General features: G+C 55.5%; 16 protein-coding genes and 3 pseudogenes. 9 read left to right on the top strand and 10 right to left on the bottom strand.

Going from position 1 to position 14,152, the window contains the following annotated elements:
- The 5 genes from QAO71_RS02840 to QAO71_RS02820 all read right to left on the bottom strand — a co-directional run bounded on the left by QAO71_RS02840 (nucleotide 1) and on the right by QAO71_RS02820 (nucleotide 3,873).
- A complete protein-coding gene (locus QAO71_RS02840) occupies nucleotides 1-396 on the bottom strand; it encodes a ribonuclease domain-containing protein (RefSeq protein ID WP_280165178.1) in 396 nt (131 codons plus the stop codon).
- Between the two features lie 51 nt (nucleotides 397-447).
- A complete protein-coding gene (locus tag QAO71_RS02835; protein WP_280165177.1) occupies nucleotides 448-1,392 on the bottom strand; it encodes a redoxin domain-containing protein in 945 nt (314 codons plus the stop codon).
- Nucleotides 1,393-1,453: 61 nt separating this feature from the next.
- On the bottom strand, nucleotides 1,454-2,101 hold the full coding sequence (locus QAO71_RS02830) for an NAD(P)H-dependent oxidoreductase (protein WP_280165176.1): 648 nt from the start codon (nucleotides 2,099-2,101) through the stop codon (nucleotides 1,454-1,456).
- 62 nt (nucleotides 2,102-2,163) lie between these two features.
- Complete coding sequence (locus QAO71_RS02825; protein WP_280165175.1) at nucleotides 2,164-3,375, bottom strand: NAD(P)/FAD-dependent oxidoreductase; 1,212 nt, start codon at nucleotides 3,373-3,375, stop codon at nucleotides 2,164-2,166.
- A gap of 63 nt (nucleotides 3,376-3,438) precedes the next feature.
- The gene (locus QAO71_RS02820) at nucleotides 3,439-3,873 is read right to left on the bottom strand and encodes a carboxymuconolactone decarboxylase family protein (protein ID WP_280165174.1); all 435 of its coding nucleotides are present in this window, start codon (nucleotides 3,871-3,873) and stop codon (nucleotides 3,439-3,441) included.
- 106 nt (nucleotides 3,874-3,979) lie between these two features.
- On the opposite strand from QAO71_RS02820, the gene QAO71_RS02815 reads away from it, so the two are divergent.
- Complete coding sequence (locus tag QAO71_RS02815; protein ID WP_280165173.1) at nucleotides 3,980-5,398, top strand: PLP-dependent aminotransferase family protein; 1,419 nt, start codon at nucleotides 3,980-3,982, stop codon at nucleotides 5,396-5,398.
- A 31-nt stretch (nucleotides 5,399-5,429) separates the two neighbouring features.
- On the opposite strand, the gene QAO71_RS02810 is transcribed toward QAO71_RS02815, so the two are convergent.
- Nucleotides 5,430-5,711, bottom strand: a complete 282-nt coding sequence (locus QAO71_RS02810) for a DUF503 domain-containing protein (protein WP_280165172.1) — start codon at nucleotides 5,709-5,711, stop codon at nucleotides 5,430-5,432.
- Nucleotides 5,712-5,840: 129 nt separating this feature from the next.
- Between QAO71_RS02810 and QAO71_RS02805 the strand changes: the two genes are divergently transcribed.
- Nucleotides 5,841-6,212 (top strand): hypothetical protein, encoded by a 372-nt coding sequence (locus QAO71_RS02805; RefSeq protein ID WP_280165171.1) that lies wholly within the window; start codon nucleotides 5,841-5,843, stop codon nucleotides 6,210-6,212.
- Nucleotides 6,213-6,375: 163 nt separating this feature from the next.
- Here QAO71_RS02805 and QAO71_RS02800 read toward each other — a convergent pair.
- Nucleotides 6,376-6,747: pseudogene (locus tag QAO71_RS02800) on the bottom strand (DNA ligase-associated DEXH box helicase); the annotation flags it as partial.
- Between the two features lie 612 nt (nucleotides 6,748-7,359).
- Here QAO71_RS02800 and QAO71_RS02795 point away from each other — a divergent pair.
- The 7 genes and pseudogenes from QAO71_RS02795 to QAO71_RS17995 all read left to right on the top strand — a co-directional run.
- Nucleotides 7,360-8,217: a lipopolysaccharide kinase InaA family protein gene (locus QAO71_RS02795; RefSeq protein WP_280165170.1), complete on the top strand. Its 858-nt coding sequence runs from the start codon at nucleotides 7,360-7,362 to the stop codon at nucleotides 8,215-8,217.
- Between the two features lie 64 nt (nucleotides 8,218-8,281).
- Nucleotides 8,282-9,028, top strand: a pseudogene (locus tag QAO71_RS02790) (HAD-IC family P-type ATPase); the annotation flags it as partial.
- A 66-nt stretch (nucleotides 9,029-9,094) separates the two neighbouring features.
- Nucleotides 9,095-9,649, top strand: coding sequence for a sigma-70 family RNA polymerase sigma factor (locus tag QAO71_RS02785; RefSeq protein ID WP_280165169.1), 555 nt, complete (start codon nucleotides 9,095-9,097; stop codon nucleotides 9,647-9,649).
- Nucleotides 9,642-10,079, top strand: a complete 438-nt coding sequence (locus tag QAO71_RS02780; protein WP_280165168.1) for a zf-HC2 domain-containing protein — start codon at nucleotides 9,642-9,644, stop codon at nucleotides 10,077-10,079. Before QAO71_RS02785 ends, QAO71_RS02780 begins: the two co-directional genes overlap by 8 nt.
- Nucleotides 10,076-10,531, top strand: a complete 456-nt coding sequence (locus tag QAO71_RS02775) for a periplasmic heavy metal sensor (RefSeq protein ID WP_280165167.1) — start codon at nucleotides 10,076-10,078, stop codon at nucleotides 10,529-10,531. The genes QAO71_RS02780 and QAO71_RS02775 overlap by 4 nt, the downstream gene beginning before the upstream one ends.
- 70 nt (nucleotides 10,532-10,601) lie before the next feature.
- Nucleotides 10,602-11,087 carry a hypothetical protein gene (locus QAO71_RS02770; RefSeq protein WP_280165166.1) on the top strand — a complete coding sequence of 162 codons (486 nt, stop codon included), beginning with the start codon at nucleotides 10,602-10,604 and terminating at the stop codon, nucleotides 11,085-11,087.
- 134 nt (nucleotides 11,088-11,221) lie between these two features.
- Nucleotides 11,222-11,395, top strand: a pseudogene (locus QAO71_RS17995) (hypothetical protein); the annotation flags it as partial.
- Between the two features lie 384 nt (nucleotides 11,396-11,779).
- On the opposite strand, the gene QAO71_RS02760 reads toward QAO71_RS17995, so the two are convergent.
- From QAO71_RS02760 to QAO71_RS02750, 3 genes are all read right to left on the bottom strand, one after another.
- Nucleotides 11,780-12,397, bottom strand: coding sequence for a hypothetical protein (locus tag QAO71_RS02760; RefSeq protein WP_280165165.1), 618 nt, complete (start codon nucleotides 12,395-12,397; stop codon nucleotides 11,780-11,782).
- Between the two features lie 124 nt (nucleotides 12,398-12,521).
- Complete coding sequence (locus QAO71_RS02755; RefSeq protein ID WP_280165164.1) at nucleotides 12,522-13,472, bottom strand: hypothetical protein; 951 nt, start codon at nucleotides 13,470-13,472, stop codon at nucleotides 12,522-12,524.
- Complete coding sequence (locus QAO71_RS02750) at nucleotides 13,469-14,107, bottom strand: TauD/TfdA family dioxygenase (RefSeq protein WP_280165163.1); 639 nt, start codon at nucleotides 14,105-14,107, stop codon at nucleotides 13,469-13,471. Before QAO71_RS02750 ends, QAO71_RS02755 begins: the two co-directional genes overlap by 4 nt.
- Between the last annotated feature and the right edge of the window lie 45 nt (nucleotides 14,108-14,152).

The following is a 14,152-nucleotide window of genomic DNA, read 5'->3' as shown; positions in this document are numbered from 1 at the left end:
TCAATGCCCCTTGATGCGGGTGAAGGAACGGTAATGATCCTCCGTGTAATAAAACTCCACAGGCGGATTGCCACCTGTCACCACTCGCCGCGGGCCACGGTGCGATAAGCCCGGCGTGTCCACCGTGTATTCCCGGTAGTACCCCCTCGGCTTGATCGGCAACAGCCGCTCTCGATTTTCAAAGGTGATGCCATCACGCTGGTAGGGAAACGGCCCATTCCGACTAATCCGCTCCAGCGTGTTGTGCAACTGCTGGTCCTGCGCCGACAGCTGCGAGTGGCTGGCAGAGCCCGACTGAGTAAGGCCGGCGCCATCAAGCAAGCCATCGAGATGGCCACCCTGCTGAAGCTGGAACAGGCCAAAAGCGAAGGCCAGAACAAGTAGAATTTTCTTCACGGTATGCACTCAGGTCCTTAGCAGCGCAATGGATGAGAGAGCTCCCCATCCTTATTTTTCATGGCTTTTCAGCTCACTGACTATCCTGTTTTCGTCAGAAAAGTCCGTTATCCGCGCCACGACCGCATCATCTTTAATAATCAAGAGTGTTGGGAGATCATGGACAGCGTATTTATGAAACAACCGATTGCTTTTGTCTATATCCATAGCATGCGCTATTGAGTATTTTCTTCTGTATTCCGCCATGTCTTCATCGCCAGTCCACAAGCGATTAATCACACCAAGCCAAGAGATATCCCCGGTTTCCTTGAAAACAGAATTTATTGTGTTTTGAGCTGAAGCGCAGCGCTCAGCGGACACTGGCCGCGTTTCTTTCAAATACCAGTCACACCAGGTGGCAGTGAAAAACAGAGCATGTACGTCACCATCATTGGTGTCGATCGATATATCAAGCTCGTCCTCATTCAACACTGACGAGTCAATTATTTTGTCTTTCTCCGACAGGCTTCGGGAAACCAGATCAATCTTATTATCCAGAGAGGAATCGGCTTCATGCCCCAGGTGAATCAGGTTCATCTGCTTATCAAATAAAAGATGGTAAGGCGTACCGATAAGGCGGAATTTCTGGGCCAGGTCACCACCTTCATCAATGGCCATCGGCATCGTTAATCCAAATTCTGCAATCGTGTCTTGTACCGCACGCAGGTCATCATTGAGGCCCAGATTTATGCCGATGACTTCAATCTCGTCGCCATATTTTTCCTGGACATGCTGGAAGTGCGGCATCTGCTGGCGGCAGGGCTGGCACCAGGTTGCCCAAAACTTCAAATACACAGGCTTTTCACCTTTGTATTCGGCCAAGCTGACAGTCTCTCCTGAGATAAGGTGTATGGGCGCGTTCAACAGCTCATCAGGTAAACCGTCGGCAACGGAGTGAGTGGCAATGAACAACATCATGAAAACAATTTTATTTATATGGATCAGATAGTTACGCATCAATCAATCCTATTTTGATAGCAGGATGAGGAGTATCGACTGCAGTGCCCGGCTACCGCACTCACCACTCGGCAGGAGCCGCTCCAAGCATGGTTCTGCCAATATTCGTCGTATCCATGGTTGAGATCAGAGCTTCCCGATCTGCGTTCAGCTGCTCCTCATCGAGAAATGCCGTCGCTTGCAGAGGAAAGAACTGCAACGAAGTTACGCCCACGCATCCAAATGCAGCAGTCAGGTAAGGGATGAGAAAATCGGGCTGTTTTGCGTGGTCACCTGTGAATATACCGCCGGAGGCAATCCCAATATAGACCGGCTTGTCTTGCAGCAGGCCAATTTTCTCTCCTGTGGCTGCGGCACCAATCGTGCGGCCCATCCGCAGAACCTGATCGATCCAGGCCTTGAGTACCGAAGGCACAGTGAAGTTGTTCATCGGCGTACCAATGACCAGCACGTCCGCGGCTTCCACCTCCTGGATCAATTGCTCCGACAGACGCACGGCGCTATCCGACTGCCACGCTGTCAACTCCCCAGGTGACGAGATCGCGGTGGCGTAGCTGGTCTCCGCGTGCGGTATGGGCTCCCGCCCCAGATCACGGCGAGTGACATGAGCAGCGGGATCCACGGCGAGCAGCCGCGCAATGATGGCTGCCGACAATTTCCGGCTATGCGAATTGGGCCTGGGACTACAGTCAATCAGCAGTATGTTCATATCACCTCCGGCCATGGCCTCGTGAAAGGAGCAGAGCGATCGGGTAAGACCGCTCTGTTCGTTCAAGCAACAACGATGCGGCTGGGATCCGCCAGGGCAAAGACTTCAGCGCGATCGCCACTCGGGGGATAGATCCACTCGGTATTGATCTTCGTCTTCAGCGCCTTGGCCTCTGCACCAGCCAGCTTTACCTGGCGATCCCAGCCTTCCGTGTAGACGGCGCCCCAGGGGCCCAGGTCCAGGCACGTCACGTACTGCGGCTGGCTATACGGGATCGGCTCCTCACCGATCAGATCTGCAGCCACATTATGGCCTGCGGAGCGCCCGAGATTCATGGCGTGCTGACAGGACATCATTGCGTAATTCCCATCGTCATCGGTGGCCGCGTAGGCGCAGTCGCCCGTGGCGTAGACCGTATCGAGGCCGTTGACCTTCAGATTACGATCAACATGAAGCCGACCGAAGTTGTCGCGCTGCGCCGGGATTTGCGCGGTCAGCTTGCTGGCGCGCGCGCCAGCGGTCCAGATAACAGTATCAGCCTCGATATATTCCCCATTCTCGAGCGTCACTCCTTTCGCATCGATGCCAGCAGCGCCGGAGCCGAGCTTCCAAGTGACTCCCAGCTCAGCCAGCGCTTGGGTAATCACTGGCCGCGGACCGGCACCCAGATCCGGGCCCACGTCGGTATTGCGCTCAATCATGATCACGCGCACTGCTGCATCCTGACCGAGGACTTCCCGTAAGCGGGCTGGCATTTCGGCCGCGGTCTCGATGCCAGTGAAGCCGGCGCCGGCAACGACCACGGTATTGCGCCCTGCACTTTCCGCCCGACTGGCCAAACCATGGATATGTGTCTCGAGTTTCGCAGCGTCAGCAATCTGGTCAACATTGAATGCATGCTCAGCCAGCCCCGGGATCGGCGGACAATTCAACCGGCTGCCCGCAGCGAGTACCAGGCGGTCATAGCTGATGGACCGACGCGATGTATCCAGGCCGGTACCGGCAATGTTCACCTGCTGGTTCGTCACATCGATGTGCTCGACCAGCCCCTGAATGAACGCAACACCGGTCGCCTGGAAAATGTCCTGCAATGATGCCTTCATTCCCTCGGGATTATGCTCATACAAGCGGGGCCGGACATGCAGCTCCGGTTCTGGCGCAATCAGTACGACCTCCACGTCGGTGCGCCCCGCCTGATCGAGCAGACGAGCGGCGCCCAGCGCGCTCCACATACCGGCAAAACCGGCACCTATGACAAGAATACGTTGCGACATGCGTTATGCTCCTGAATCAAATCGCGCGCCAGGAACCTGGCGGCTATGGGGGTGTACTGATACTTACTGACGCATCCCGATCGCCAGGCGATTGAATGCGCTCATCAAGGCAATGGCAAAGGTCAGGTCGGAAATTTCAACCTCGTTGAAATACGCCTTGAGCGGCTCGAAATCCCCGTCGGGTGCGTGCGTGCGATCTACGTGCGTCAGTGCCTCTGTCCAAGCCAGTGCGGCACGCTCACGCTCGCTGAAACGATCACTCACACGCCATCCCGCCAAGCTGTCGAGCTTGGCATCTGGAACGTTGTCGGCACGCAGTGCTTGCGCATGCATTTCCAGGCAGAAAGCGCAGCCATTGATCTGCGACATTCGCAGCCATACAAGCTGGATCAGCTCCATACCGAGACTGCTTTTCTCCAGCGCTGCTTTCGTAGCACCGAGCCCGCGATAGGCCTCGGGAGAGAGCGTGTGATAGGGCAAACGTTTTGGGGTACTCATGTAGATATTCCTCAGGTGAAGATCCTTGTTGCATGGACAGTACTGTAGGAAAATCATGACCCAGCAGGTAGGTGCAAGAATTGACTAATTTAATGGGGCATTCGATATGGACTTGCAGCACCTCAGACCGAGCCAGGAACAGGGCGTGCCGCTCTATCTGCAGTTGTATCGGCGCTATCGGGAGACGATTGCTGCGGGCAAACTCCGTCCTGGAGACCGCGTGCCGTCCGTACGCAATCTCGCCAGTGAATTGACATTGGCGCGTGGCACAGTGGAAATGGCCTATCAGATGCTGGCAAACGAAGGCTATTTCGTGACGCGTGGCGCCGCGGGAACCATCATCTCGCCCCGCTTGGAAAGCCTGGCCGCAGATCACGCCAAGCTGTCAGAGCCTCCCGCTCCTGCATCACCGGCACTGCACGCGATATCCAGTGAAGTGCTGCCGTTTCAGCTCGGCTTGCCGGCGTTGGATGCATTCCCACGGAAGACCTGGTCGCGCCTGGCTGGCCGCACTATGCGCTCGCTGGAGACCACGGCCATGACCTACCCCGATCCAGCAGGCTATGAGCCTCTGCGGCGCGCCATTGCGACTTATCTGGGGATCTCACGCGGGATCGCCTGTTCGCCCGAGCAGGTGTTCGTGACGACAGGTTATCTGGGAGCGCTGGAACTGGTATGCCATGCGCTATTGAAGACGGGTGACCTGGGATGGTACGAGGATCCGGGATATATCCTCGCCCGGCAGTTCCTGGAGCGCACGGGGATGCGCCTGGAGCCGGTGCCGGTCGATGAGGAAGGTATGAATGTGGCTATCGGTCAGCGCCGTGCACCCCATGCGCGTTTCGCCGTCGTCACCCCAACCCATCAAAGCCCGCTGGGTGTTGCCTTGTCATTGCCGCGACGGCTGGAGCTGTTGGAGTGGGCGAACCATCGCCAAGCCTGGATTATCGAAGACGACTACGACAGCGAGTTCCGTTACCACGGCCGGCCCCTGCCCGCGCTGAAAAGCCTGGATCGCGATGGGCGGGTGCTCTACACCGGGACTTTCAGCAAAGTGCTGTTTCCCGGTTTACGTCTGGCCTATCTGGTGGTCCCCGTCTCTCAAATCGGCCAGTTCAGAGATGCGGTGAACCACCGCTCCGGCTCAGGCTCCATCCTGCCCCAAGCCATGGTGGCTGACTTCATGGAACAGGGTCACTTTGGCAGGCACCTGCGCAAGATGAGAACCTTATACGCCACCCGGCGGGGCTATCTGGTTGATGCGTTGAAGCAGGAGATGGGAGAGCACTTGTATATCCAGCCCCAGGCGGGCGGCATCCATGTCCTGGCCCATCTGCGCACCGAGCAGAATGACAGGGCTCTGGCAGAGGCTGCCCAAACCAGCGGACTCGCGGTTCATGCCTTGAGCGACTGGCAGATGTGCAAGTCATCGCAGGGAGGTTTGCTGATGGGGTTCGCCAATTTTGCAACTGCTGAAGAGGCACGGGCGTCGGTTCAGCGGCTCAAGGTGTTGGCCAAGTGCTGAGATACTTGCTCTGCCAAACACCTGCTGACCACTACAACCGTTCACGAACCACATCCGTCACCCTGGCCTCGACTGTACGTTGTATCCGGTCTTCGATCTCGCTACACAGCGAGTCCAGCTCTTGTGACGAGGTACCCACCACAACGAAAGTCCATTCACTTGCATCCAGTCGTTCGCGATCACCACTTTCACAAACGGCCACCGCAGGGTTACGCCCGTAGCGCTCGTGAATCCCACCCATTCGCTGGCGCTTCTCCTTCAGCGAGCGACAGCCTGGGAGTGAAAATGCCAGGGTTAACACAACGACTTGCATGAAGCAGTCTCCAGCCAATTGACGGTCCCCCTCCCGGTAAGAGGCACCACAGGAGCCCAAGGTTTACCAGCCATGGAAATCAAAGCCCCTATGGTAAAGTAGACACAAATTTTAATCCGGACAGTTCAAATGCTTATATACCTGCTGATCGCCTGCGACCGCCTTGAAGAAAAGCGAGAGAAGAAACTGAGGCAAAACCTGCCGGAGCTGCAAGCAGCTTTGCAGACGTATGTTGATGCCAATGCAGCCAACAATGTCACGCTGATCAATGAGTGCGAGAGCGACGATTGCGAAGACTGGCAGCTGGGAATCAGTCAGCCAGTGACGAAGAACATTCACCTTAATTTCCCAGTGGACCTGTTCAACCGTCTGGCCGAGCAATACGACATTGATTGCGAGGTGGGGTATATCGAAGACGATGCCCGCGAGCCGGTCAGTTATTTCGGCAAATATGAAGGCAAGGGTGAAGCGTTTTTGATAGCAGAGTATTTGGGGTTATAGCAGTGCATCCGGGCGTCGTGATGGTGACGATGCCCATGTTGTCATCGGGGAGTGGGTCAGCGCAGCTCGACTAAGTTCATCCTACACGTCACTCTCCACAGAACTGAAATGTACAATCGTCTCAGAATCCATATGAAAAATTGTACCTGCCCCTATGTCCCCCAAAGGGCGCGCAGGTCGGGTCCGGGTCGCGCTTGTAATCGCCCGTCACTACCCACACACGCCCATCATCATGGGCCAGCCGAACCTGGGCGCTGCCAAGCACATGCCCGGCGGGATGCAGGCTCAAGGTGATGGCACCGAAACGCCGCTGCTCGCCATAGTCCAACCCGGTAAAACGGTGCTCCCCCAACCGCTGCCGCATGATCGGCAGGCTGAGGTGCTGCGCCAGATAATGTTCACTCCCAGCGCGGGCGTGGTCTGCGTGGGCATGGGTAATCACGGCGGTAGCCACCGGACGCCACGGATCGATATGGAAATTGCCCGCCGGACAGAACAGGCCTTCATCGGTGGGAATGATGATCGGATCACGCATGCGGTACGGCGCCCCAGTCAACTGTCGGAGATCGACACCTGTAACGTGGGACAATCGAGGCGGGGGGATGTTACAGGAGATGGCGGCAGCCGAATTTCAGACCCACCCCGCAGCACTGCTATACCCGACGCCAGAATAGGAGGGGGTGATCAGGTTCCGTAGTGAGATTGTGTAGAAAAGCCAATCCGAGTGACATAAATCTCCAAAGGAGTCTGGCGCCGGGAGTAAGCCGCGCGGAGAAGCCGCGTCGGCCTGGATGAACTGTTAAATATCAAGCGGGGTACTCTCCGCTACGCTCAGCTGATTCCGGCGGCGGCGCGATGCATAGATCTAATCGGCTCAACTTACCATCTGCAACGCGAGCTAGTACGAGGCCTACAAGATTGTCTTTGCTATTTTTAGCAAGCACTACACATAGCTGGTTTTGACCATAGGCAGCGACAGTGCCCATTTCAAGAAAATGTATCTGCCCTTTTCTTATCTGCCCCGGTTTTCCTTCTCTAGAAAGCTGAACGCTCGCTGAACGGATTACATAAACCCCGAAGCGAGACTGTCAGTTCCCTTATATTGCCCCCCTGTTTGCACTCAAAACAGTAGTTGTTCTGGTGTTTCATGGCTTTTCTACGGGTGATTATGATGTCGAGCGTGATTTTAGAAACTGGTCGCCAGGTGGGAGTGGCGCACTCGGTTTTTATTGCAGACAATGCGTTGGATGTGCTAAAGCGTCATCAGCTTGATAGCTTCGAAGCACTGTGGCAAGTGAGGGCGGAGCTGGTAGATGAACCCAACCAGGCTCGTGGTGGACACAGTAGTGTCAGTCGCCTGACTCTGCAGGACGCTTGCGGCACGCCCCAGGTTTTCTATCTCAAGCGTCAGAGCAACTATCTGATTCGCAGTATGCGCCATCCGTTGGGTGAGCCCACTGTTGTACGAGAATTCCGCAATATAGAACGTTACGCAGAGCTGGGCATTCCCGCACTGGAGGCGTGGTACTGTGGTCAACGGCGAATGGGAGGGGAGTGGCAGGCAATTCTGCTAACCCGCAATCTGGATGACTATCTGCCGCTGGATCACTGGTTTGCCGATTGGCATAAGCTGGAGCGCTGCCAGAAACAAGAGTTGTTGGTGGCTGCCGGTAAACTGGTTGCACTACTGCATTCACGCTCCATGGTGCACAACAGCCTTTATCCCAAACATATCTTTCTCAGGCTGATGGATGATGGGGCCTGTGCACGACTGATTGATCTGGAAAGTAGTCGTATGCATCTCTTCCCGGCATGGGGATGTCTGCGCGATCTGGAGGTCTTGAATCGGCGCAGCCAGCCCCCCAGCAAAAGCCAGCGGCTACGCTTTTTGTTGGCTTATCTGGATAAGCCAACGGTAGACGCACAGGTGCGCTATTGGGTAGCCAGGATACTGCGCCGCACCGTCCGTAAGCGCGCGATGCATGACAATCGCAAAGCGGCTTGACTCCACGACCGGGTCAGCTGCTGACCTTAACCTAGTATATGTACCTGACCCCTTTATTTCGTTCAGCGCCCTGCCCGGCCTCGGCAGCCGCGGCGAGATCGACGGCTGCTGCTATCACCTGGGCAATCACCGGCTGCTGGAACAGCTCGGCCTGTGCAGCCCGGACATCGAGGCCCGACTGGAGCAGCTGGAAAGTCAGGGCCGCAGCGTGATCGTCCTCAGCGACAGCGACCGCGCCCTGGCCCTGTTTGCCGTGGCCGACCAGATCAAGTCCGGTAGCGCCGACGCCATTCAGCAACTGCACCGGCTGGGTATTCGCACGCTGATGCTCAGCGGTGACAATCCGCATACTGCCGCTGCCATCGCCGCCCAGGTCGGCATCGATGAGGCCCGGGGCAACCTGCTGCCCGCCGACAAACTGGCCCATCTGGAAATGCTGGCCCAGCCACCGGCGCGGGTCGGCATGGTTGGTGACGGCATCAACGACGCCCCCGCGCTGGCCCGGGCCGATATCGGTTTCGCCATGGGCGCGATGGGCGCCGACACCGCGATAGAAACCGCCGACGTGGCGATCATGGATGACGACCTGCGGCGCATTCCCGAATTTATCCGCCTGTCCCGCCGCACCCATCGGATACTGGTGCAGAACATCACCCTGGCGCTGGGTATCAAGGCCGTTTTCCTCGCCCTGACCCTGAGCGGCCATGCCACCATGTGGATGGCGGTATTTGCCGATATGGGCGTCAGCCTGCTGGTGATCCTCAACGGCCTGCGGTTGCTGCACGGTTCAAAGGGTGCCCTCAGGGGCTGAGGGGGAACTTTTTCCACGCCGCTCCGTTAGACTCAGCAGACAGCAGCACGGAATTCAGAGGATGGCATGCAGGATGATGAGGAAAGCCTTATCCGCCGGGCTCAAGGGGGCGAGCGCCAGGCGTTCGGCACCCTGGTGCAGCAGCACCAGGGTCGGGTGTTCTCCTTCATCCGTCGCCTGTGCGGCAACAGTGATCACGCGCTGGACCTCACCCAGGACACCTTCATCAAGGCCTGGCACGCCTTGCCCGACTGGCGGCCCGAAGCGCGGTTGCAGACCTGGTTGCTGCGCATTGCCCGCAATACGACCATAGATGCGCTGCGCCGCAGGCAACCGGGAATCGAGCCCTTGCCCGAGGAACACATGCTGGTTGCCCCCGGGCCGACACCCCTGCATCAACTGGAAAGCCGCCGCCGTCTGGCCCAGCTGGAAAGGCTGATCAGCCAGCTGCCGACCGGACAGCGTGAAGTCCTGCTGCTGCGCGAAGTGGATGGCCTGGCTTACCGGGAGATTGCCGACACCCTGGATATCAGTGAGGGGACGGTGAAATCCCGCCTGGCCCGCGCTCGTGATGCATTACTGGAGGCCCGAGCGGCCCTGACAGGAGATTCAGATGACTGAACATCCAGATATGCAGCAATTGTCCGCTCACCTGGACGCCGAGCTGGACGGTCCCGGCACCGCGGCGGTCAGCCGCCACCTGCTGGGTTGCCCGCAGTGCCAAAAGCGTTACCGGCAGTTACAGGTACTGAGAAAGGACCTGCAACAACTCCCGAGCCTTCAGCCGCAGCTCGACATCGGCGCGCTGCTCGACCAGTTACCGCCACGCCGGCCGCCACAACCGGCCACCCGCCGCTGGCATCGTATCGCGCCGGGCCTGGGTGCAGCGGCGGCCGTGATACTGGGGCTATGGGTCGGTAACAGCCTGCATTCCCCGGCGACCGTCCCTCCAGCAGCTGAGCTGCCTGCCCTGGCCATCCTCGGCAGTGCCCCCCCGGGTGCGCTGTGCCGCCAGCCTGAACTCTGCTATCTGCACGGGAGCCTGCAATGAAGCCCTCTATCCTGCGCCTGCTACTGGGGATATCCGTACTGTTCAACCTCGGCGTGCTGGCGGCGCTGGGTTGGCAGCAGCTCAGCCACGGGTTGTTCAACGACACCGGGGAGCCGCTACTGGCAAGGGAACTGGAGCTGGACGAGCAGCAGCGCCAACGCTGGCAGCAGATCGAAGCCCCCTTCCTAGTCGAGCTGCAACAATCCGCTGCCGCCATCCAGCAGCAGCATGACCGCCTGATCCACAGCATCTTCGCTCGCTCGCTGGATGTACAACGTATCCGCACTGAGCAGCAGGCGCTGGCATCACTGCAGCAACAGCAACAGCAACGGGTCATCGAACAGTTGCTGAAGGAGCGGGAAATCCTTGATGAACGGCAGCGTCAACGGCTGGTCGAGCTGCTGACCCAACAGACCGGAACACTGGAGGTGGAAAGGTTGCACAGCCAGTGAACGGGGCAGATGGAACAAAACGGCAGCCAGTTGCGTTAGTACAGATGAAACCCGACTCTGGAGGTCCATAATGTTGAACAAACCATCTGCCATTCTCCTCCCCCTGATTGTTGCCAGCCTGGTGCTGGCCGGTGCCGCCCAGGCTGCCGATGACCCTGCGGCCCATGATCATGGCGACATCCCCTTCGCACTGCAGCTCGATAACGGCCAGAAATGGGCCGTTGATGCGCCCCTGAGCAAGGCCATGGGTGACATCAGTGCCAGCATGCGCGGGGCGCTGGACGCCATCCATGCGGATCGGTTGGCGCCGGCTGACTATGCCCCGCTCGCCAGACAGGTCAACGACAGCGTGGCCTATATGATTGCCAACTGTAACCTGCCCGCCGATGCCGACGCCCAGCTGCACATGGTCATCGCTGAGCTGATGCGTGGTGCCGAGGCGATGGCCGGAGGCAGTGCCGAGGCTCCCCGGGCAGGTGCCATTCAGGTGATTCAGGCGCTGGATGCCTACCATCACCATTTTGACGATCCGGACTTCGAGCCTGCGGCTCACTGAGCGGCCATCGCGCCGGTTCGATCAGCAGAACGCCTCCCCGGTGCCTCAACCGGGGAGCCAACTGGTGATGACGACAGCACGCACTCCGTCACTCACCCCTTGCGCCTGGCCAGGTTACGCAGCCACAATACTGTATGCCCAACCAGCCAACATCTCATGACCAGCAGCCACAACCGCTTTATTACCTGGACAACTTCCAGCGCGCCCTGGCATGGCTGCAACAGCGATACAGCGACCTGCTGACTAGCGCCGAGCGCGACTTCATCGACCAATTTACTGCACTGCCCGAGCCCAGCCGCGCGCTGCTGGAGTATATGTACCTGACCCCTTTATTTCTTTTTTTTGTTCTGATGCTCGGCCTGGGCGAAGGAGATTTGCTTCATGCGAGGGCTCTGTTAGACGCGTGCGGGATCGCTGCATTTTACCCAATCAGGCGGCAGCTGTGGTATTTGTGCAGCGTTTCCCTAACAAGAATGCCTTTGAAGGCGGCTGCCCCGAGCTCTCATGACTTCGTAGTAGATCTCTAATTTGCTCAAGAGCTATTTGCTTTTCAGTAAGTTCAATACGGAACATCAGTCAGTCCTTAATGCATAACGTTTGGTTAAGGGGCCGGCTTTAGCCGGTCCCGAGTGAGCGAAGCGAACGACTTGAACCAGTTGTTAGACGCTGCTTGCACGATAGTTTCGAGTTCATCACTGCGCTAGGACATTGAAGCTGGATATTTGGTTTTCTATTAGTTTGTAGTTTGGTTCGCCGCTGAGTACGGTGTGCTCTAAGCTAATTATCAGGGTTGCGGATGTGCGGTACACAATGTACTGCGCCCGCGAAACTTTAAAGCCCTTAGAGTTGTAAGATATGCTTTCAGTCCGAACTGCAGGAGTGCCTTTGAATGTGCCTGTGCCGGACTGCGATGAAATTAGCCTGATCCCAGAAGCTCTCATGATTTCATTTTGTCTTTTGGAGAGCTCATCTCCTAGAGTGTTAATGTCTGAAACTGTCAGGCCATCAAATTCTTCTTTTGTTAGCTCTGGAGGCCCGACCATAACTCTTGTTAGGAATGCTTCATTGCTATTTTCTTTGTAGATCATGAAAGGGGTGGCGATATCCTTTAGATCTACATAGAGCTCTACTTTGGCCGTGTTAGCGATTTTGCTCGCTTGCCTCATTAGCTCGGTCGCATGAGGGCTAGATACAACGCGCCAATCTCCTGGGGCGGATATTTCATAAAGCCCGTCGAATCTATAGTTTTCAGCGTGTGTGATGGCTGGGTATGAGATCAATATGGCTATTGCTATGAGTAATTTTCTCAATTTTTTATCTCTTGATGATCTTAAAGTTCGCTCAGTGCGATTTCTTTGCAGTGTCTAACGCCCGCAACACCGGCAAACTGGAGCGCAGCGTAAGTTTGTCCGTGTGCTTGCGTTTGTTAGCACTTTAGAACGGCTCATTGTTGTCTTCATATATCATGTTGCGCATTTCTTCTTCTAAATCAATCTCAAAATACTCTACGGCATCATAATGATTAGTTGATACATATGTATTTCCTAGGCCGCATGCCACGAGCTTCGAATAGCCAGATATTTTTAGTCCACAAGCAGTGCAGGCAAAGTTTGCAGGAAGCATTGTTTGTTTCTCAATAATTCCGTCTTCATCAACTGTGGTTTTCGGTGCACCAACTGAACGCCCCTGTATCAAAGCCACACTATTACATGTTGGGCATTGAACCCTATGCCCATGATGCCTCGTTGACAGCAATTCAGCTTGCTCTGAAAGTTTAGCCCTTTCTTCGTCTGATTTATCATCCCAGATCGTTCTATGCGCATTAATGGTTCCTTTAACCGATTTGGCACTTTCATCCTGCAAAGCAGAAATATGGTGCTCGGCTTCCTCTGCCGCATCTTTGCCTAGTAAGGCCTCCAACGTTTCGCCAATTGATGTCACTAGAACTTTGCATACGGAGTAAAACATTGGAAGCCAAGAAGAGGAGCCTACATTATCGAAAGGTAACGCCCCGGAATGCAATTCGCTATTTCTTTTGTTTATATGAGCGATGCTAAAATTCAACATCTCTCTCGTAAAATCCGGGAAAAGGGTTTCAGCTCGTTTTAGCAGATCAGAAATGTCTGCGGATTTAGGAGTGAATTTTTGCTGATTCGGGTCAGTGCCAACTGCGTATAGAATATTATTCCAATCTTTTCCATCAGCAATCAAGGCGGGCGATATATTGGATATAGCTGCCCGAACCAGAATCTCAAGTGTTAGCGCAGACCAGAAACCAAACTCCCAATCCGAATGCTCCTTTTCCATCATCGTTTCAATGTATCGCTGAGATTTTGAAAACAATGCGTCTTTAGACCATTCGTGCGCTGTTCTTGTAGCGTTCAAATCATCACCTCATCAAAGTAAACTCTTTCTATTTTTCTACCCATTGACTGCGTGCTGACAGCGCTTCTGCCGTGAAGCATCCGCCAATTGTCTATGATCAGGCACTGGCCATTCCTATCAAGATTCAGGCTTATATATTTTGCGCTACTTATAGCGTATTGAATTTTCAATGTTAGCTCTTCTGCATTACTATTTGCAGGCTCTATGAATATTGAATCCCACCGAAATATCTCACCTTGCTTGATCTTTAATAGGTTCGCCGCCCTATCTAACCTCTTCCTAGGCTTAAAGTGGGACCTGCTCAAAATACTAGCTTCAATATCACCACATATGTCTCTGCTATCGATGAGCTTCGTTACAACATCAGGTGCAGGGACAGCGCACCTTAGAAAGAGGTATCTTGGTGGAACGTACCAATGAGCCAAATCAGTATGAAAAGGGAATTCGTCAAGCCCAAAGTTGCCACTATAGGTATTTTCTAGTTCGTTCTCCTTTTGCCTTGGCGTCAGTGTTTGCACCAACGGCATCGTGGGAACCCTGAACACCTTTCCGATGTTCTGTGCCACTTCAAGCATCGAGATTTCTGCGTTACTTGACAATGACATATACCCTTTTTCTTTCAGCTCTTTCCCCAATACTAGATCTCCCACCTTGTGGTGCTAACAGTGATTAGACCGCAT

This window comes from Halopseudomonas sp. SMJS2 (assembly GCF_029866945.1).
Lineage (GTDB): Bacteria > Pseudomonadota > Gammaproteobacteria > Pseudomonadales > Pseudomonadaceae > Halopseudomonas > Halopseudomonas bauzanensis.
Note: the sequence above shows the minus strand (reverse complement) of the source record. Positions and strands in the feature narration are given on the sequence as shown.